21 protein-coding genes are annotated in these 18532 nt (G+C 66.4%); all 21 read right to left on the bottom strand.

Annotation, left to right across the window (positions count from 1 at the left end; genetic code table 11):
- Positions 1–20: 20 nt before the first annotated feature.
- The 21 genes from HGI30_RS01755 to mpaM all read right to left on the bottom strand — a co-directional run bounded on the left by HGI30_RS01755 (position 21) and on the right by mpaM (position 18452).
- Positions 21–491 carry a DinB family protein gene (locus HGI30_RS01755; RefSeq protein ID WP_168906119.1) on the bottom strand — a complete coding sequence of 157 codons (471 nt, stop codon included), beginning with the start codon at positions 489–491 and terminating at the stop codon, positions 21–23.
- A complete protein-coding gene (locus HGI30_RS01750; RefSeq protein WP_168909663.1) occupies positions 451–1698 on the bottom strand; it encodes an amidohydrolase in 1248 nt (415 codons plus the stop codon). Before HGI30_RS01750 ends, HGI30_RS01755 begins: the two co-directional genes overlap by 41 nt.
- Before the next feature lie 116 nt (positions 1699–1814).
- Positions 1815–3050, bottom strand: a complete 1236-nt coding sequence (locus HGI30_RS01745) for an MsnO8 family LLM class oxidoreductase (protein ID WP_168906118.1) — start codon at positions 3048–3050, stop codon at positions 1815–1817.
- 17 nt (positions 3051–3067) lie between these two features.
- The gene (locus HGI30_RS01740) at positions 3068–3820 is read right to left on the bottom strand and encodes an amino acid ABC transporter ATP-binding protein (protein WP_168906117.1); all 753 of its coding nucleotides are present in this window, start codon (positions 3818–3820) and stop codon (positions 3068–3070) included.
- Positions 3817–4527 (bottom strand): amino acid ABC transporter permease, encoded by a 711-nt coding sequence (locus HGI30_RS01735; protein WP_168906116.1) that lies wholly within the window; start codon positions 4525–4527, stop codon positions 3817–3819. The genes HGI30_RS01740 and HGI30_RS01735 overlap by 4 nt, the downstream gene beginning before the upstream one ends.
- Complete coding sequence (locus HGI30_RS01730; RefSeq protein WP_168906115.1) at positions 4524–5309, bottom strand: amino acid ABC transporter permease; 786 nt, start codon at positions 5307–5309, stop codon at positions 4524–4526. The genes HGI30_RS01735 and HGI30_RS01730 overlap by 4 nt, the downstream gene beginning before the upstream one ends.
- Before the next feature lie 49 nt (positions 5310–5358).
- Complete coding sequence (locus HGI30_RS01725; RefSeq protein ID WP_407945027.1) at positions 5359–6207, bottom strand: transporter substrate-binding domain-containing protein; 849 nt, start codon at positions 6205–6207, stop codon at positions 5359–5361.
- Between the two features lie 74 nt (positions 6208–6281).
- Entirely contained in the window at positions 6282–6785 is a 504-nt protein-coding gene (locus HGI30_RS01720; RefSeq protein WP_168906114.1) for a GNAT family N-acetyltransferase, read from the bottom strand.
- A gap of 111 nt (positions 6786–6896) precedes the next feature.
- Positions 6897–7778 (bottom strand): LysR family transcriptional regulator, encoded by an 882-nt coding sequence (locus tag HGI30_RS01715; protein WP_168906113.1) that lies wholly within the window; start codon positions 7776–7778, stop codon positions 6897–6899.
- A 183-nt stretch (positions 7779–7961) separates the two neighbouring features.
- Entirely contained in the window at positions 7962–8801 is an 840-nt protein-coding gene (locus HGI30_RS01710; protein WP_168906112.1) for a formate/nitrite transporter family protein, read from the bottom strand.
- A 155-nt stretch (positions 8802–8956) separates the two neighbouring features.
- Positions 8957–9187: a cold-shock protein gene (locus tag HGI30_RS01705; protein WP_168906111.1), complete on the bottom strand. Its 231-nt coding sequence runs from the start codon at positions 9185–9187 to the stop codon at positions 8957–8959.
- 87 nt (positions 9188–9274) lie between these two features.
- On the bottom strand, positions 9275–9478 hold the full coding sequence (locus tag HGI30_RS01700; protein ID WP_168906110.1) for a cold-shock protein: 204 nt from the start codon (positions 9476–9478) through the stop codon (positions 9275–9277).
- A 174-nt stretch (positions 9479–9652) separates the two neighbouring features.
- The gene (locus HGI30_RS01695; protein ID WP_235680284.1) at positions 9653–10255 is read right to left on the bottom strand and encodes a response regulator; all 603 of its coding nucleotides are present in this window, start codon (positions 10253–10255) and stop codon (positions 9653–9655) included.
- A gap of 34 nt (positions 10256–10289) precedes the next feature.
- The gene (locus HGI30_RS01690) at positions 10290–12455 is read right to left on the bottom strand and encodes a sensor histidine kinase (protein WP_168906108.1); all 2166 of its coding nucleotides are present in this window, start codon (positions 12453–12455) and stop codon (positions 10290–10292) included.
- A gap of 222 nt (positions 12456–12677) precedes the next feature.
- Complete coding sequence (comX, locus tag HGI30_RS01685; protein ID WP_168906107.1) at positions 12678–12857, bottom strand: competence pheromone ComX; 180 nt, start codon at positions 12855–12857, stop codon at positions 12678–12680.
- A 279-nt stretch (positions 12858–13136) separates the two neighbouring features.
- On the bottom strand, positions 13137–14057 hold the full coding sequence (locus HGI30_RS01680) for a polyprenyl synthetase family protein (RefSeq protein ID WP_168906106.1): 921 nt from the start codon (positions 14055–14057) through the stop codon (positions 13137–13139).
- 254 nt (positions 14058–14311) lie between these two features.
- Positions 14312–14815: a GntR family transcriptional regulator gene (locus tag HGI30_RS01675; RefSeq protein ID WP_168906105.1), complete on the bottom strand. Its 504-nt coding sequence runs from the start codon at positions 14813–14815 to the stop codon at positions 14312–14314.
- Positions 14812–15582, bottom strand: coding sequence for a nitroreductase family protein (locus tag HGI30_RS01670; RefSeq protein ID WP_168906104.1), 771 nt, complete (start codon positions 15580–15582; stop codon positions 14812–14814). Before HGI30_RS01670 ends, HGI30_RS01675 begins: the two co-directional genes overlap by 4 nt.
- Before the next feature lie 85 nt (positions 15583–15667).
- Complete coding sequence (locus tag HGI30_RS01665; protein WP_168906103.1) at positions 15668–17044, bottom strand: YcaO-like family protein; 1377 nt, start codon at positions 17042–17044, stop codon at positions 15668–15670.
- Positions 17041–17631: a TOMM precursor leader peptide-binding protein gene (locus HGI30_RS01660; protein ID WP_168906102.1), complete on the bottom strand. Its 591-nt coding sequence runs from the start codon at positions 17629–17631 to the stop codon at positions 17041–17043. Before HGI30_RS01660 ends, HGI30_RS01665 begins: the two co-directional genes overlap by 4 nt.
- Complete coding sequence (gene mpaM / locus HGI30_RS01655; RefSeq protein WP_168906101.1) at positions 17628–18452, bottom strand: daptide-type RiPP biosynthesis methyltransferase; 825 nt, start codon at positions 18450–18452, stop codon at positions 17628–17630. The genes HGI30_RS01660 and mpaM overlap by 4 nt, the downstream gene beginning before the upstream one ends.
- Positions 18453–18532: the final 80 nt, after the last annotated feature.

The following is an 18532-nucleotide window of genomic DNA, read 5'->3' as shown; positions in this document are numbered from 1 at the left end:
TTCCTCCTTGTTCTGCGCGCTCAGCGCACGGCTTCGACGGCCCGCCGGATGCGGGCGATCTGCGCCAAGTGCGTGCCGACATGCCGGACGAAGCCGTCCGCGATGCCGCGCAGGTCGATCGGGTCGCCCTTGAACGTGATGCCCTGCTTGGCCAGCTCCCCCTCGTCCAGCCGCTCCAGCAGCCGGGCGTTCGCCCGCAGCAGCGCCGCGAACGCCGCCAGATGCTCCGCCGCCTCCTCCTCGTCGCCATGCTGCCCCGACACCCAGCGGTCCGGGTCGAAGCGCGGCAGCCCGGCCTCCGTATCGGCGAGGATGTCGCGGATGCGGAACGACACGACGATGCTGTGATCGGCCAGATGGGCCAGCACCTCCGTTACGCTCCACTTGCCGGGAGCCTCCTTTTCCTTCAGCTGCCGCTCGTCCAGTCCTTCGATGGCCTGCGCCAGCTGTTCATGCGTCCGGCGAAAGGCTTGCAGATCGATCGCTCCCATGGGCTTCTCCTCCTTCATGTCGCTGCTTTCCGTCCTCATCCGCCTCTGCCCCCGTCTCCTCCGCTTCCGCCGCGAACCGCCGCAGCGCCCGCTCCGCCAGCTCGGCCAGCAGCCGCGCCGCCGGCAGCAGCGCCCGCTCGTCGACGTCGAAGCGGGGATGATGCCACTCCTGCGGCCCGTTCGTCCCCAGGAAGACGAACAGGCCCGGGACCTCGCGCTGGTAGTACGCGAAGTCCTCGCCCGCCAGGGAAGGGACGGCCTCGATCGCCTCCAGGCCGGCCGCGGCGGCCGCCTCGCGTCCGAGCTCCGCCAGCGCCGGATCGTTGAGCACCGGCGGCGGACCTTGCACCCAGCGCAGCGTCGCCTCCGACCCGAGCGCGGAGGCGACGCCGACGACGATCGCCTCGAAGCGCTCCAGCACGCGCCGGCGCACCGCCTCGTCGAACGTGCGGATCGTGCCCTCCAGCACCGCCAGGTCGGGTATGATGTTCCACGACGTGCCGCTATGGAGCTTCGTCACGCTGACGACGGCGCTGTCCAGCGGACCGACGCTGCGGCTCGCGATCGTCTGCAGCGCCGTCACGACATGCGCCGCCGCCGCGATCGGGTCGAGGCCCGCTTCCGGCACGGCGGCATGCGTGGCCCGGCCCCGCAGCTCGACGACGAAGCCGTCGGCGGCCGCCAGGAGCGGACCGGCCTTGATGCCGGCCGCGCCGACCGGCAGGTCGGGCTTGTTGTGCAGCCCGAACACGGCTTTTGCGCCGTCGAGGGCGCCGGCGGCGATCAGCTCGCGGGCGCCGGCCGCCTTTTCCTCCGCCGGCTGGAACAGCAGCCGCACCGTGCCGGGCAGCTCGCCCGCCCGGCGCTGCAGCAGAAGCGCGGCTCCGACAAGAGCCGCCGCGTGGAAGTCATGCCCGCACGCATGCATGACGCCCGGCGTCAGCGAGGCGAACGTCAGCCCCGTCTCCTCCTGGATCGGCAGCGCGTCGATGTCCGCGCGCAGCGCCACGACCGGACCCGGGCCGCCGATCTCGGCGATCAGGCCGGTGCGCAGCCCGTAGCGGGCGTTCGGGAGGATGCCCGCCGCCTCCAGCCAGCCCTGCAGGCGGCGCGTCGTCTCCCGCTCCTCGCGCGACAGCTCCGGATGGCGGTGCAGCTCGCGCCGGATGGCGACGAGGCGCGCCTCCAGCTCCGCATCGCTGGCGATCGGAGCCGAGCCGGCTCCTGAGGAAGCTACCGCCTCCGCCGCCTCGGCTTCCGCCGGCTCGGAGAGGCCAGCCGGCCAGCCATCGCTTCCGGCAAGCCCGCTCCGTCCCGTGCCGCTCACGCCGGATCTCCCGCAGTCAGCGTCTCGGCCGCCTCGACATGCCGTCCTGCAGCCGTCTCGACAGCCGACCCCGCGGCCGCCTCGACATCCAGTCCTGCTTCCGCCTCGACAGCCAGTCCTGCTTCCGCCTCGACAGCCCCTCCTGCTTCCGCCTCGACAGCCGACCCCGCAGCCGCCTCGACAGCCCCTCCTGCTGCCGCTTCGGCTTCCCGTCCTGCGTCCGCCTCCGCCGCCAGCTCCGCCAGCAGCTCGAACGAGCGCAGCCGCGCGGCGAAGTCCGGCACGTTCGTGACGACGATGAACTCCTCCGCCCCGGTCGCCTCCTGCAGCGCGCGCAGCTTGCGCCCGACCGTCTGCCTGGACCCGGCGTAGACGATCGCTTCCTTCTCCTCGATCCGGTAGGCGAGGCCGGATTGGCGGCCGAACTCCTCCGCCTGCTCCCGCGTGCCGAGCGTCACCGTCCGCCCATCGGACAGATGCGTCTTGACGACCTTCTGCGGCGACAGCTGCGCCTCGGCCGCTGCGTCCGTATCGGCGGCGACCGCCGCCACGGCGACGATCAGCTCCGGCCTCCGCCCGGAGGAGGGGTCGAAGCTCTCGCGGTACGCCCGCGCCGCCCGCGCCGCCAGCTCCTCGTCCGCGCCGATGAACAGCGAGAACACATAGGGCAGGCCGAGCCGCCCGGCTGAGCGGGCGCTGTCCTCGGTCGCCCCGAGCACATGCAGCCGCGGCGGCTCGGCCGGAGCCGGAGCGGCGCGCAGCCCCGCCAGCGGATGCGGCTCGGCGAGCGGACGGCCGCCGAGGTAGCCGCTCAGCTCCTCGAGCTTGCCTTCGAGCGGCACGCCCGCGCCGCCCGCGCCCTGCCGCAGCGCCTGCGTGCTGCGGGGCAGGCCGCCGGGCGCCCGGCCGACGCCGAGATCGACGCGGCCCGGCGCGAGCGCGGCCAGCACATGGAACGTCTCCGCCACCTTGTACGGGCTGTAATGCTGCAGCATGACGCCGCCCGAGCCGATGCGGATGTGCTCCGTGCTCGCCAGCAGGTAGCCGATGAGCGCTTCCGGCGACGAGCCGGCGAGCAGCTCGCTGTCATGATGCTCGGCGACCCAGAAGCGCCGCAGCCCGAGCTCGTCGGCGCGGCGCGCCAGACGAACCGTATGCGCCAGCGCCTGCTCCGGCGTCTCGCCGGGATGGATGGGACTCTGGTCAAGCACGCTGATGGACAGCGAAGACATGGCGGAACCTCCCTTTTTCAGATCGAATACGTCGCCTCCGGCGTGATGCGCCGCAGGAACTGCCGGGTGCGCTCCTCCTTGGGCATGCGGAACAGCTCCTCCGGCGGCCCCTCCTCGACGACGGCCCCGTCGTCCATGAACACGACGCGGCTCGCCACATCCTGCGCGAAGCCCATCTCATGGGTGACGACGATCATCGTCATGCCCTCGCGGGCGATGCGGCGGAGCACCGCCAGCACCTCGCCGACAAGCTCGGGATCGAGCGCCGACGTCGGCTCATCGAACAGGATCACCTCCGGCTCGAGCGCCAGGGCGCGGGCGATGCCGACGCGCTGCTGCTGGCCGCCCGACAGCTGGCTCGGATAGGCGTCCAGCCGCTCGCCCAGCCCGACCTTCTCCAGCAGCTCGACGCTGCGCCGGCGCGCCTCCTCCCGGGGCAGCCGGCGGGCGACGACCAGCCCCTCCATCACGTTCTCGAGCGCCGTCTTGTGGCGGAACAGATTGTACTGCTGGAACACCATCGCCGTGCGCCGCCGCAGCTCGTGGATGTCCTTGCGGCGGATCGAGCGGCAGTCGGCGGAGAAGCCGCCGATATGGATGCTGCCCTCCGACGGCCGCTCCAGGAAGTTGAGGCAGCGCAGCAGCGTCGTCTTGCCCGAGCCGCTCGGGCCGAGAATGGCGAGCACCTCACCTTTTTCCACGCTCAGGTCGATGCCCTTCAGCACCTCCGTCCGTCCGAACGACTTGCGGATTCCCTTCAGCCGGATCATGCGACTCCCCCTCGATGGTAGCGATTGACGCGCTTCTCCAAGGCCGCCCCGATCCGCTCCAGCACGAGCGTCATCGCCCAGAACAGCACCGCCGCGGCCAGGAACGCCTCGAAGTACTTCCAGTTCGTCGAGGCGACGATCTCGGCCTGCGCGTTGATGTCGACGACCGACACGACAAAGGCGAGCGTCGAGGCATGCAGCATGCCGATGACGAAGTTCGTCAGGTTCGGCACGCTCGCCGCCAGCGCCTGCGGAAAGACGATGCGCCGCAGCGCCTGCGGCACGGTCATGCCGACCGACAGCGCCGCCTCCATCTGCCCGCGGCTGACGGCGAGCAGGCCGGAGCGGATCACCTCCGAGCCGTACGCGGACGCCGTGACCGAGAACGACAGCATCGCGAACGCGATCATCGGGATGCGCGCCGACGTCCACGACGAGCCGAGCTGGCCGGCCAGGCTGTCGAGCAGCAGCGGCAGCCCGGCATAGAGCAGCAGCAGATGCGTCAGCATCGGCGTGCCCCGGATGACCGTCACCCAGCCGGCGGCGAGCCGGCCCAGCACCGGCACCGAGAACAAGCGCAGCAGCGCCAGCACGCTGCCCGCCGCCAGGCCGCAGCCGACCGAGACAGCCGTCAGCAGCAGCGTCGTCGGCACGGCGGGCAGCAGCTTCAGCAGCGCCTCCGCGATGAACGCCAGGTCCAGATTCATGGCGCGCTCCCTCCTTTCAGCTCCTGGCCCGGAGCCGTCCGCACGGACGGCCTCAGCGCCGCGAACCGGCGCGGCCGCGCCGGCTCCTCGCCGCTCCGCTCATGCCGCAGCAGCCGGCGCTCCCCGAGCTTCAGCAGCTTCTCCAGCACGAACGCGACGACAAAGTACACGAGCGCCAGCGCCAGATAGGCTTCCGCAAAATGCTGCGTGAGCGTCGCCAGCGTCTGCGACTTGCCGGTCATCTCCATGACGCCGAGCGTGAACGCGAGAGAGGTGTCCTTGAGCAGCGCCAGCGTCAGGTTGGACAGCACCGGCACCGCGATCGCCAGCGCCTGCGGGGCGACGATGCGGCGGAACGCCTGCAGGCCGGTCATGCCGACGGCATAGGCGGCCTCCACCTGTCCGCGGTCGACCGCCTGGATCGACGCGCGGATCGTCTCCGAGACGTAAGCCCCGGTATGCAGCCCGTAGGTCAGGATGACGAAGGCGAGCACCGGCGTCTTGCTCACGTCCACCTGGACGAGCTTCAGCAGCTCCGGCAGCCCGTAGTAGAACAGAAACAGCTGGATGAGGATCGGCGTCCCCCTGAAAAACGAAGCATACAGCTGCGAGAGCTGCGCCAGCACGGGCACCCGGTACAGCCGCGGCAGCGCCGCCAGCAGGCCGGCCAGCAGGCCGAGCAGCAAGGAGCCGGCGACGATCTGCAGCGTCAGCCCGAGCGTGCCGAGCAGCTTCGGGATGAAGTCGATCACATAGGCAAAGTCGAACGGCAATCCGCCCATCGGCAGGTCCTCCTCGTTGCGGAAGCCGGCTCGGGCCGGCTCCGGGCTGCTACTCCTCCTCGGAAGTAAAGTCCGAGCCGAGCCACTGCTCGCTCAGCTTCGCCAGCGTGCCGTCGGCCTTCACTTCCTTGAGCGCGACGTCGATGTCGTCGGCAAGCTGCTGCGACTCGGGCTCGTTCTTGCGGAAGACGAACAGGATGTCCGCCTCCGACAGCGCCTTGCCGACCCGCTTGAGCTTGCCCTGGGGATCGATCAGCGACAGCGAGAAGTCGGCGGCGAGCGCCGCGTCCACGCGGCCGCTCGTGATCTGGTTCACCGTATCGTTGGCCACTCCGCTGGAGTAGACGATCTTTAGCGGATCGCCGTTCTCCTTGTTGTAGTTCTCCAGAATCTGCGCCTGGGCGCTCGTCGGCGAGGTGAGGAACTTCTTGCCGTGCATGTCGGCCAGCGACTCGATCTTGGCGTCGTTGTCCTTGGCGACGACGATCTTGTTGCGCCAGTGGGCGTACGGCTCCTTGTTGAACAGATACTTCTCCGACCGCTCCGGATTCTTCTCGAACTCATGCGCGGCGAAGTCGATCTTGCCCGTCTCGAGGCTGAGCAGCAGGCTCTTGAACTCCAGCGTCTGGAACTCGAACTCGTAGGCGGGCAGCCGCTTGTCGAGCTCCCGCACCAGCTCCACGTCGAATCCGGTGAGCTTGCCGTCCGCGTCGATGAAGCATACCTGAGGGAACTGCGTGCCCGTGCCGACGATGATCTTTTTGGCCGGCTGCGCCGAAGCCTCCGCTCCGGAAGCCGGACGGGCCGCTCCCGCTCCGTTATCCGCGTTGCCGGCATCGGCTCCGGCTCCGCATCCGGCCAGCGCCAGCCCCGCGAGCAGCGCGGCGGACAGCAGCAGCGGCCGTGCCGGATGAATCCATGTCGGTGAAAGGCGTCTGTTCAATGCGTTCTCCCCCTTATCCTGATCGTTCCCTACTCTTGCAGCTGCGGCTGCAGCCGCTTGCGCAGCAGATGCATCGTGCCGTCGCCGTTGCCGAAGTCGATCGCCCGGTACCGCTCGTAGCCCTTGCGCTCGTACATGGCGAGCAGCCATGGATGCCGCTCCGCGGTCGCCAGCGTGACCGCCTCGGCGCCGATGCGGCGCGCCAGCACCTCCTGCTCGACCCAAGACAGCAGCTTGGAGCCGACGCCGCGGCTCTGCAGCTCCGGCGCGACCGCGAACCATTTCAGGAAGGGCAGCTCGGTGATCGCCTTCGCCTCCTCGCCCTTCGACAGCGTAATCGTCGCGGCCAGCTCCCCGTCCAGCTCCAGCACGTAGCATTCATGCTCGCGGATATTGGTGCGGATCAGCTCCTCGTCCGCATGGGCGGCAGGCCAGCTCAGCCGGAGCTCGCGGATCTGCTCGTAGGCTCCGTAGATGATCTGCTGCAGGCGCGGCGCATCCTGCTCGGCAGCGATCCGGTACAGCTCCCCCATCCTGATTCCTCCTCGGCCTTTGATTTGTTTATCATTCCTATGCAATTAGTAAGGATTAAGTCCTGCCTCTACTGTAGCACCGCATGCCGCCGCCCGGCCAATAGACTTCTTCTATTCGATCATAGAAAAGGCATGGAAGCTCCGGATCGCTTCCGCCAGCTCCGCGTGCTCGCCGCTGCGCACGCTGAGGCTCGTCTGCAAGGAGATGCCGGCCGTCTCCGCGATCTCGACGGGCACGAGCCGTCCTTGCGCCGCTTCCTCCCGGATGCAGACGCCCGGCAGGAAGGCGATGCCGGCGCGGCCGAGCACGAGCTTCTTGGCCGTCTCGGACTGATCGGCCTGGCAGACGATGTCCGGCGGATGCTCCAGGCTTTCGAACACGCGATGCAGCCGCAGCCAGTCGAGCGACCCGCATTCGAAGAACACCAGCTTCTCCCCCGTGAGCTCGGACAGCGCGATCCGGCCGCGAGCGGCGAACGGATGGCCTTCGTAGACATACAGCCGGATGGGATCGTCGTAGAGCGGATAGGAGCGGAGAGAGGGGTGGGCGAGCTTGCGCACGAACGCGAGGTCGATCTCCTGGTCGAGCAGCCGCATGCCCAGCTCGTCGGTCGTGGCCGTCGTCAGCTTGAACGTCAGCTCGGGGAAGCGGCTCTTGAGGAAGGGGAGCAGCTCCGGAATGATGTACGTGGAAACGGAGACGGTGCTGCCGATGCGCAGCTCCTGGGGGACGGACGGCTTCTTCTGCAGATGGAGCTTGCCCTTGCGGTACGTCTGGAGGATCTGCTGCGCGTAGGGCAGGAACGTCTTGCCCGTCTCGGTCAGCTGCACCCCCTTGGCTTGCCGCTCGAACAGCTTGGCGTCCAGCTCCCGCTCCAGCGTCTGGATGCGAGAGGTGACGGACGGCTGGGACAGGTATAGCGCCTCGGCCGCCTTGTTGAAGCTGCCGTAATGGTTGACGTAGACGAATGCCTCGATATTGTCGATGTTCATGGATAGCCTCCTCCAATTTTAATTTTTCGCATCAACATAGTTGGATTAATTTGTACGACTATAAGCCCGCCCCTACCGTGCTGTCAACGGGCCGTTTGCTGCAAACAGGCGAAAAGAAAAAAGCGCCCGCTCCGCCTCGATGGCGGAACGGGTCGCTTGAACATGCTGACGAGCGCCGGGCCCTCAGCGCCGGAATTCTTGGTGCGCAGGCGCAGACGACGAGGCGGCTGCGCTCTGCGCCTCGTCCCGGCCGAGCCGGATCGGGCTGATGGACCAGTAGGCCGCCCCGATGAACAGGCCTCCGCCGACGATGTTGCCGAGCGTGACGGGGACGAGGTTGCGCAGCATGCCGACGAACGTGATCGTGTCGGGATGCGGCAGCAGCAGCGACAGGCTGAGCAGCGTCATGTTGGCGACGCTGTGCTCGTAGCCGCTGGCGATGAACGCGAGCAGCATCCACCAGATGAGGATGAGCTTCGTCGTCTCCGACTTGGCGCGAGCGCCGGACCAAAGGGCCAGGCAGACGAGCATGTTGCAGAGGATGCCGCGGAAGAATAGCTCGGCGTAGCTCAGATGCATCTTTTTGGCCGCGATCGCGAACAGCAGATCGTCCGGCTGGGTGCCATGGAAGATGCCCGCCCCGATGACGAGCCCGCATAGCGCGAGCGCGCCGAGCAGATTGCCGGCGAACACGAACGCCCCGTTCCGAAGCGCATCTCCCCCGGTGACGGTGCCCGAGAGGCGGCCGATCGTGAAATACATGTTGTTGCCGGTGAACAGCTCCGCTCCGGCGAATACGACAAGCGTGAGCGCGATGCCGAAAAACGCTCCCATGACGAGGGAGGTGACCGGCGAATGCGCCGCCAGCAGTGGCGCGCCGATCCGGAAGATAAGCACGATGCCGAGGCCGACATAAGCTCCGGCCAGCATGCAATGCACGAGATAGCGCAGCGGCTGCGCGCGCTGCATCGCGCTTTTTTCCGACGCCAGCCGCGCCAGCTTCTCCAGCGATTGTTCGTACATGAGAGGTTCCTCCTTCGGTGCGCGAGCCTTTGCCCCTATTGTAGAGGCGGGAGCCGGAAGAAAAAGTGACCGTCCTCACGTTTCGGTTTTTTTGTGAAAATTTTCACTAAGGGGCAATAAAAAAGACAGCCCTCTCGGGCTGTCTTCGTTCGTTCCTATTCCTCGCCGGAAGCCTGCTTTTTCAGCGCGGAAGCGCTGTTGTCATGCAGCACCGGCAGCTCGCGGGTCGCGTGCTCCATCGGAGACTGGCACAAAAAGCATGTCGGCACTTCGTCCAGAGCGAAATTTTTGCGCATCCATCCATTGCAGTCCTCGCTTACGCAGGACCAGATCTCGGTGATCTCGGTCGGCAGCTCCGCTTGAGGTTTCTTGCGGGAATAATACATTCGAGCTTCGCCTCCTGTTCAAAGTGGCCCGCCTTGCGGCGCCGGCATATCGAGAAAAAAAAGCCCTGCTGGTGCAGGGCGTGGCGACTAGTAGATTTTAACGACGTTTTCGGCTTGCGGGCCGCGGTTGCCAGGAACGACGTTGAACTCAACGCGTTGGCCTTCGTCCAGCGTGCGGAAGCCTTCGGATTGGATGGCGCTGAAGTGTACGAATACGTCTTCGCCGCCTTCTACCTCGATGAAGCCGTAACCTTTTTCAGCGTTGAACCATTTTACAGTACCTTGTTGCATGGAACATTCCTCCTAGATAGGGTTTACGTAAACAAAAGAAAAAGCCGCCGTTCGAAAAAGAGCAGCATCGCGGGCCCTTTCTCCTAGGCGACTGGTGTCTCCTATACGATTCCCCTATTGTAGCACATTTCTTAACCCAAAAGCAAAGAATCCGCTGGAAAAACTTCCGCTTTTTTACCGGAACTCGCTCGCCGACAAGATGCCGAGCCGCTTGGCCTCGACGATCGCCTCGGAACGGGAGCGTACGCCGAGCTTCTCGAAGATGCGCGTCAAATTGTATTCGACCGTGCGCTGGCTCATGAGCAGCTTGCTCGCGATATCGCGGTTGCTGCTGCCGCTGGCGACCTCCTGGAGGATCTCGGTCTCGCGCTCGTTGATGCTGACTTCCTCCAGCGCGCGCTCTCCATGCTCCTGCGGCAGCCGGATGTCGCGGCGGCGGAGCTGGCGAAGCAGCTGCACCGGCACGATCGCCTCGCCCCGCAGGACGCAGCGGATCGAGGTCAGCAGCTGCTCGCGCGAAGCGGTCTTGCTCACGAAGCCGCTGACTCCGGACTCGATGAGCAGGTTGAAGTTGGGGCTGATCTCATAGCCGGTGTAGATCAGGATCCGGTGCTCCGGATTGGACGCCGTCAGGCGCTTGGTCAGCTCCAAGCCGCTGATGACCGGCATGTTGAGATCGAACAGCATGACGTCGAACGCCTCCGTCTTGACGATCTCCAGCGCTTCCATGGCGGAATGCAGAACCGTGACTTGCATGTCCGGGTCTTGTTCGATCATCGTCTTGGTTCCTTCGCCTACGGAAGGGTGATCGTCAACCAGCAAGATTCGAATCGCGCTCATCTATCCCATCTTCTCCTTCATGCGCCGCCGACTCGTTCGGCAGCCAAAGATCGACTTCCAGGCCCTCGCCCGGCTCCGAGAGGAACCGGATGCGGCCGGCATGGCTTCGCACTCTCTCCTTGATGCCGGAGAGGCCCATATGCTGGTACGAATCCTGCAGCTTCTCCAGCGCCAGCCCGACGCCGTCGTCCCGGTAGCGCAGCCGCACGCCGCCTTCGTCCTCGCGCAGCTCGATGCGGATGAGCGACGCCCGGGCATGCTTGCTCGCGTTGACGAGCAGCTCCTGCACGATGCGGAACAGCGTCAGCGTCTCCTGGTCGCCAAGCGACTTCGGCAGCTCGCCGGCCTTGAACTCGATCGCGTAGTTGGCGCGGATCTGCTGCTGCTCGAACAGGCTGCGCAGCGAGCCGACGAGCCCCATCTCCTCCAGCAGCGGCGGCCGCAGCTCGTTGCACGTCTCGCGGATCTGATGGATGACGTCCAGCAAGCCCTCTCGGATGTCGGTCAGCTGGCTGCGCATCTCCGGCGGCATGTCGTAGTCGACCATCGCCGCCTCCAGCTTGCGGTACCAGATGAGCTGGTCCTGCAGCGCCGTGTCGTGCAGGTCGGAAGCCAGCTTGCGGCGCTCGCTCTCGGCCAGCTGAAAAATCATGCGAAGCACCCATGAAGGCGTTCCTTGGCGCTTGGACATCTCGGCCTCCAGATCTCCGATCAGGTTCTCGATCAGATGCAGGTTTTCAAATACGATGGCGCTGTAGTTGGCCAGCGTCTTGAGCCACCCGAGCTCGTCGGGATTGAACTTGGTGCGGTTCGTCTTGTCCCCGATCCAGAGAATCTGGAAAGCGGAACGCTTTTGCCCGATGACGACGGCGAGGCCCGTCGACAGGACGACGGCGGCGCCGACGCCGAGCCGCCGTCCGCTCGCGGCGAGCTCGCGGGCCGCGTCCGCCTGGAGCGTCTGCGCCGTCCCCGGCTCCGCTTCCGGCTCATAGCGGAAGAAGGCGACCTCGCGCACGGGCAGGATCGAGCGCACCTCCTGCTCGAGCACCCGCTCGAGATCGGCCTGCTTCATGACGCGCGAGATGCGCGAGGAGAAGCGGTCGAGGCTGCCCTGGAAGTTGTTCAGGTCCTTGTTCCATTTCGGGCGCAGCCGGTGGTCGAGGAACTCCTTGATGAACAGGAACGCCGTGATGAGCAGGTACACGACGAGGAACAGCTGCGCCCAGCCGACCCAGGCGAGCTGGCGATGGCTCGTCAGCACGACCGCAAGTCCCGTGATGAGCAGCGTCGGGAAAAAGGCGATGATCGTGTAGTAGGAAAACCGGCTCAGGAAGAAGTCGATGTCGAACAGCCGCTGCGTCGTGAACATGTATAGGTAAACGATCGGCAGTCCGAGCAGGAACGCCGCCGCTACCTGCGCCGGAATGATCGGCACGCCGAACAGCAGCGGCACACCGTACAGCAGCAGAAACGGCAGAAACCCGACCAGATGGCCGAGCAGCGTCAGCTTGAACAGCGATTTCAAGTCATCCTGCCGATGAGCGAGGTACGAGCGGACCAGCTTGTAGATGATGTATGCGTTGCCGAGCACGAAGTAGGCCATCAGGAAGAGCGACTTGAACGATACCGCTCCCGTCGTCAATTCGACCGCCTGTACGGCAAGCTGCGCGATGAAGCCGGCTTGCATCAGGAGCAAGGCTGCCTTGGAGGCGAACCGCTTGCCGTAGCGCTGCAAGTAGCGGTCCAGGAAGAGCAGGAAGGTCAGCGGCACTCCGGCGAAGGCAACCGTGAGCACCACTCTGCCGACCAGGTCTCCCCTACCGGAAACCATGGCGCTGAGGTACGCGAACCCGATGCTGAGAAAGAATAAAATCAGGCGGAGGGCAGCAGGATCTTCCTTTTTGCGACTGTAGACGAAGAAGCCGAAGCAGGAGAAGACGAGCAGAGCCAGCGTCGGTACAACAAACCAGAACAACCAATCCTTTTGAGCCAGCTGGTCTGGCAGCTCGATCCGCAGCGTGTTCTCCTGTCCGTCTTGGCCTGCGCGGATGACGTCCAGGCTGGAGGCCAGTTCGACATACCCGAAGTAGCGCAGCGGCAGATGTCTATCGGCGGACTCGTCATTGATTCTCGCCACTCGATCCCCCACGGCAAGCTTGCCGTCCGCCCAAAACCCTTTTTCAATATTTGTAATCGTATACGTCCCGTCCCGCCCAGGTCCGGCCTGCGTTTCTATGCCCGTTATGACGGACGAGAAGCTTGTATGGACCAGATAAACGGCCGTTAGAATCACAGCGAGGAGAAAAAGGGATCGTTTCCATTTCCTATACAGTTAAAGCCACCTGCCAATCGGCTGATTTCAGCACCAAATCGGATCGCTGAGCAAGTTGCCGCCTTCGTTCTTCGCCCGACGGTCCACCACGTCAGCGAACGCTCTTTGCTCCGCATCGCTGAGGCCTGCCAGTTGAAGCTGTCCCAATTGAATTCGCATCACAGAGCCGGATTCCTTCACGATGGACTGGATCATTTCTTTCAACATGGTACATCCCTCCGAATTGGGTTTTAAGAGCGTCGTCATCTCTTAATTCCACTATAGCGAGGCGCCCGGATGTCGGAAACGAAAAGCCGCTGGGGGAAAGCCGCAAACGTTCTTGCGCGCCCCGCATGCGGCCGCTTGCGGGGGTGCGGGGAGCTGGAGGTGGCGGTAGATGCGCCGGGGCTGCGGGAATCGGGTTATGGCCGGCGGTCGAAACTGCTCTTACCTTAAAGGCTCCATTCCGCTCGGCCGAGCCGACTCCCGCAGCGCGAATGCTACACCTTACTCCGCCAGGGCAAGCATCTGGTCGCGCCAGCCATCCTCCAGCTCCAGCTGCTCCAGCAGCTCCAGGAAGCGGTAGTAGTGCGTGCGCATGCGCACCGACGAGTAGAGCATCGTGCCGGTCTTCTCCAGGATCGCCTCCAGCTCCTCGCGCCGGTGGCGGACCTCCTCCATCGAGAGCCGGCCCTCGTAGTAGTCGAGCACCCAGCGGTCCTCGTCCGTGACGGCCTGCAACAGGAACAGCGTCGGCAGCGTGAGCTTGCGGTTCAGGAAGTCGTTCTTGTCCGTCCAGTTGGCCAGATCGCGGATGTCGTTCTTGATCTGGGCGGCGATGCCGAGCTGCTCGGCGTAGCTGCGCACCTGCTCCTTCCATTCCCCGGTGGCAAGCACCGTGCCGATCATGCAGCCGCAGACGAGCAGCGCCGCCGACTTCTGGCTGACCATCGCCAGATAGGCATCCTCGTCGGGGATGTCGTTGAGCAGGTCGAGCGTCTGCCCGTGCACGGCGGTCAGCACCTGCATGCTGAGCAGCCTCGCGGCCTGCTGCGCCCGCTCCGGCTCGAAGCCGCTCTCCAGCAGCAGCCGCTGGGCGATCATCAGCATGCCGAGCGCCAGGTTCAGCGTGATCTCCGGGCGGTAGGCGCTCCACGGAACCGCCGGATTGTCCCGGTCCTGCACGTCGTCGATCATGTCGAGGCTCAGGATCATCAGCTCCACCGCCGCTGCGGCGCGGAAGATCCGCTCGTCGTCCCCGCCCTTGTACATGCGGTAATGAAGCATCGTCATCTTGCCGAACAGCATCGACTCCCGCAGCTTCTGCTCCAGGCAGGCGCGCGCCATCTCTTTCAGCTGCGGCAGCACGAAGTGCGCCTCGACGCTTTCCCTCATCGCCTGCTCCATCCCTCTCCCCGCTTGCTCCATCCCATTCCCCCCGATCTGATCCCTATGCCCTAGGTGTGGACGACTACGGCGCATGCATGAGGTCCCATGACATATTCCATAGAAAAGAATCCATTTCCTTCAAGCTATGGGAGCGATTCAGCGAAAAAAAGCCCGCTCCATGCCCGAAGGCTTGAAACCGGCTGAGGGGGGAATGGAATGGCGATTGCCCTAAAAAATTCCCGCTGGGAATGCGAATCCGCGCCTTGCTTCTGGCGGCGGTTGCCTACCGCCGCTCAGGCCTTCGCCGGGGGCCGCGGATCGGGCGGGCGCCCGCCCTCCGGCTCGTCTCCGCCCGAGTCCGCCGTAGGTCCCGAGTCGCTCCCCTCGAGCTGGTCCTCCAGCAGCCGCCGCATCTCATCCGGCTTCAGGCCATACTTGGAGCCGGTCGCGACCGCGCTGCGGAAAGCCTCCTGCACGAGCGCCTTCGACCATGCCCGACGCGCGGAACGCTCCGAGCCGCGGCGGCAGACGAACGTGCCGATGCCTTTGGAAATCGTCAGCAGGCCTTCGCGCTCCAAATCCAGGTAGACGCGGCGGACGGTGATGAGGCTGCAGCCCAGCTTCGAGGCGAGATCCCGCAAGCTGGGCAGCTGGCTGTCCTCCGGCAGCGCCCCGCTGTGGATCAGCTCGCGCAGCTGAGCCTCCAGCTGGGCGTAAAGAGGCTGCGCGCTGTCCGGAGCGACGCGCAGCGGCAGCTCCCCGGGGAGGAGGGGGAGCGGCTCGGTGCGGTCTTTCATCGGGCTCCCTCCGGCTCGGCCTGCAGCAGCAGGCAGCTCAGCGCGACTTCATAGTGGCCGTCGAGCCCGAGCAGCTGATGCACGCGGCTGTCGTAGAAGCCGAGCACCGGCTGCACCCGCAGCCCGCTGCCGGGCGAGCAGGCGGAGAGCCGCTCGGTCAGGCGGCCCCCCTCCAGCAGGCTAAGCCGGTAGCCGCGCTCGCCGAACAGCTGCAGCGACCGGTGCAGATTGGCGGCGACGAAGATCGCGCCCTGCAGCGGTCCGGCGCTCACCGCCGGGTCGAACAGCGCCGAGCACCGCTCCTCGTCCGGAGCGCCGAGCTCCTGCAGGCAGTCGCCGTGCGGATGGAAGTAGAACAGCTCGAGCCGGTTCGTCGCCGAGCTCCGCGAGAGAATGTACAGCTCGGGCGAGTCGAGCGCCGCGCCGCCGAGCTCCTCCAGCGGCCCGAAGTCCGCGAACGGCTGCGCCTCCGGCTGCATGCGGCGCAGCCGCCACAGCAGCCGGCGCAGGCTCGGGTGGGCGCTCAGCCGATCCTCGGCCGCCGCCTCGGGATCGTCGCCCAGAGCGGCGCGCGGAGCGGAGAAATACCGCTTGGCGGGCGTCGCGGGCGCGTTCATCTGCGCGAACAGCTTGCGCAGCATTTTCATCCGGGAGCGGGTCAGCACCTCCAGCTGCGGGTAGTGGCTGGAATTGAGGTGGTACGTCAGGGACAGAGACTCTTCGCCGGCGAGCGCGTCGGCGCGCCAGTCGATGAACTTGGATTGCATAGGATCACGCCCTTGTCGATTATTGGTCGCGGCCGCGGCGCGCAAGCTGGCGCGAGGGACGCAGATGGAAGCCGGTCGAGGCCGGTCAAGGAAACGGATGCGGGCTGACGTTGAGCTCGGACGGCGCGATCGGCGAGCTGCGCCAGCCGAGCTCCACCGGCACGTCGTAGATGCGGCGGCTGGCAATCAGCCGCTCGCGCTCGCTGCGCGGCAGCTGGATCGTGCCCGGCACGATCATCTTGACGACATGCAGCCCGAGCTCGCGCACGTCGTCCGTCGTGACGTCGACGCAGAGCGGCTCCAGGCCGCGCGCCTGCAAGGCGCCGACGAGATGCGCGAGCCGCTCCGCCTCGGAGGCGGAAGCGACGGGCGGAGCGGGCGGCACCGGATGCAGCAGCGGCGAGGCCGCCGTGAAAGCCAGCTCCTCATGCGCGAACGGCTGCTCGTAATACGGAAGCCGCAGGCCGTAGTCGGTGATCTGATGGGGCAGCAGCGACGGCAGACCTTCGGCGTAGATCTGCGCCTTGTTGCCGATGAACAGCTGGCTGATCTCCATGAGCGTCTTGACGACAGCCTCTTCCATGGAGAGCCTCGCCGAGCCGCCGAAGCTGACCCGTCCGTCGCTCGTCTGGAGCAGGCCGAACGCGGACGGGATGCCCGTGTCGCCGGTCGTGTCCACGATCGACAGCTCGAAGCGGCTCTCGTCGAGCAGCTCGCGGAACGGACGCGCCAGCGGATGCTCGCGGATGTCGAGCCGCGGCAGCGAGGCCATGTTGTACCACATCATCATGAAGGCGTCGCGCTCGATGATCTCCAGCAGCCCGCCGATCATCGCCTGCTCGAGCGTCGAGCCGGCGGCCGAGCCGGTCATGAGGCCGAAGCAGATCGCCGCCTCGTCGTCGCTCTGCGGGACGTAGGAATCCCAGGCGATCGCGGCCGGCACGAATTTCTCGCGGCCGGTCGCCAGCGAGCGCGCCGGCACCCAGCGGATGCGCGCATCCTCGGTGAACGGCTGGTACGGAAACTGCCACGTCGCGTGCTGCTCCGGCGTGAACAGCGGCAGCGCGCCGGGATGCAGCGCTTCGGCGCGCAGCTCGCGCCACGAGGCGAAGACGGTGCGGTCCGGAATGACATAGGCGGCGCAGTAGCGCTCGACCGCCTCGGCCACCGCGGATACGTTCGCCTCCTCGAGCGTGAAGCCCATGCCGCTGGCGAAGCGGTCGATCAGGCCGTGCTGGCGGCCGCCGAACGCCTTGGGATCGGCCGGAGCGGCGAGGCTGAGGAACAGCGCCGGATCGCCGGGATCGGTGCTGAGGCTCATCAGCCCGCGCACCATGCCGCCCTGCGGGCTGATCGCCCGTGCCAGCGGCTCCGTCAGGCCGAGCGCCGGACCGCGGGGACGGCGAGCGCCGGGAGCCGCAGGCGCCGAACTGCTCCAGCGGCGGATCAGCTGGCGGCTCATGGCAGCTGCACCAGCCCGGCCTCGGTCCATGGCTGGGCGGCGAGCCGCGCCTGATGGCGCAGCCCGCAGGACGGGCAGGTGGGCAGCCGGTACACCGGATTCACTTCGCCCTGGAGGTGAAAGGCGTCGAACTCGACCTGATGGCCGAGCGACAGCGGCGCGAAGCTGTTCGTGGAGCGCGACAGCCACTTGACCGTCTCCATGACGGCGAGCGACGCGACCATCGACCAGCTCGGGTCGAACCGGCTCGGCTTGGCTGCGAGCGGCGGCAGGCCGTTCGCGCGTCCGCGCAGCTCCAGGCAGTCGTAGCAGGCCGTTTCGCCGGGAATGATGATCGGGCCGAGGCGGCCGACCGTATGCGAGAACGCGACCGGCAGCCACGTCAGCCCATGCTCCAGGGCGTAGGCGTTGAACGCGGCGCCCTGGAGCTCCGCCTGGAGCACGAGCACGAGGTCGCTGCCGGGATCGATCTCGGCGAACGCCGACGCGGCGCGCGCCTCGACGCCGAGGCCGCGCAGGGCGGCGGCGATCGGCTCGGCCTCGCCGCCCTCTCCCCCGCCGCCCAGAATCGTGACGAAGGCGCTCATCGGGCGGCCTCCTTCTCCAGAATCAGGCAGCGCACGTTGCCGTCGCCCTCGACGCTGTACAGGCGGGAGTCCGCGATGCGCAGGCCGGAAGCGGCGATGCAGGCGTGGATGTCCTCCTCGGGGAAGAACTTCTTGAACGTAGAGCCGAAATAGCGCTTCGTCTGCCCGCCCTGGATGACCTCGGCGTAGAAGTTCATGACCGCGCTCTGATCCTCCCGGTTCTCCTCCTCGCCCATGAGGACGAACTGCTTGTGGTCAGGCCCGAGATCGAGCGTGACGCCGTTGACGCGGCCGCCGCGCAGCTGGCTGTTGTGGATGTCGTTGGACAGCACGTAGTCGAAGATGAACCGTCCGCCGTCCGCCAGATGGCGCTCCACCGCCTGCAGCATGCGCTCCAGGTCGCTCCGCTCGCGCAGCAGGCTGATGCTCGTCGCCGACAGGATGATGAGGGGGAACTCCTCGCCGAGCTCGAAGCTCGTCATGTCGCCTTGGCGCACGTCGATGCGGCTCTTCAGGCGCGGCGGCAGCAGCTCGCTCTTGCGGCGGCACATCTTGAGCATATCTTCGGACAGGTCGAGGCCGACCGTCTGGAAGCCGCGATTGGCCAGATGCATCAGGACGCGGCCCGAGCCGCAGGCCAGCTCCAGCACCTTGCCGCCGCCCGCAAGCGCCGCCGCCTGCTCCAGCAGCAGCGGGATGTCGTAGTCCGTGCGGCCCGCCACCGCCTCGTAGAACTCGGAATAGTACCCTTCATACAGATCGAAATCCTGGCTGCCGGGCAGCCCCAGGTTCCTCAAGTCCTTGAATACGCCGAAATACATTACAACCGCCTCCTCGCGTCGAATGAATGGGGATGAGTGCCGCTTCGCCGCGCCGCCCGCCTGCGCGGGAGCCGCCGGAC

Origin of the sequence: Paenibacillus albicereus (assembly GCF_012676905.1) — a bacterium.
Lineage (GTDB): Bacteria > Bacillota > Bacilli > Paenibacillales > Paenibacillaceae > Paenibacillus_O > Paenibacillus_O albicereus.
The sequence above is the reverse complement of the archived record's forward strand: the minus strand, read 5'-3'. Positions and strand labels throughout refer to the sequence as shown.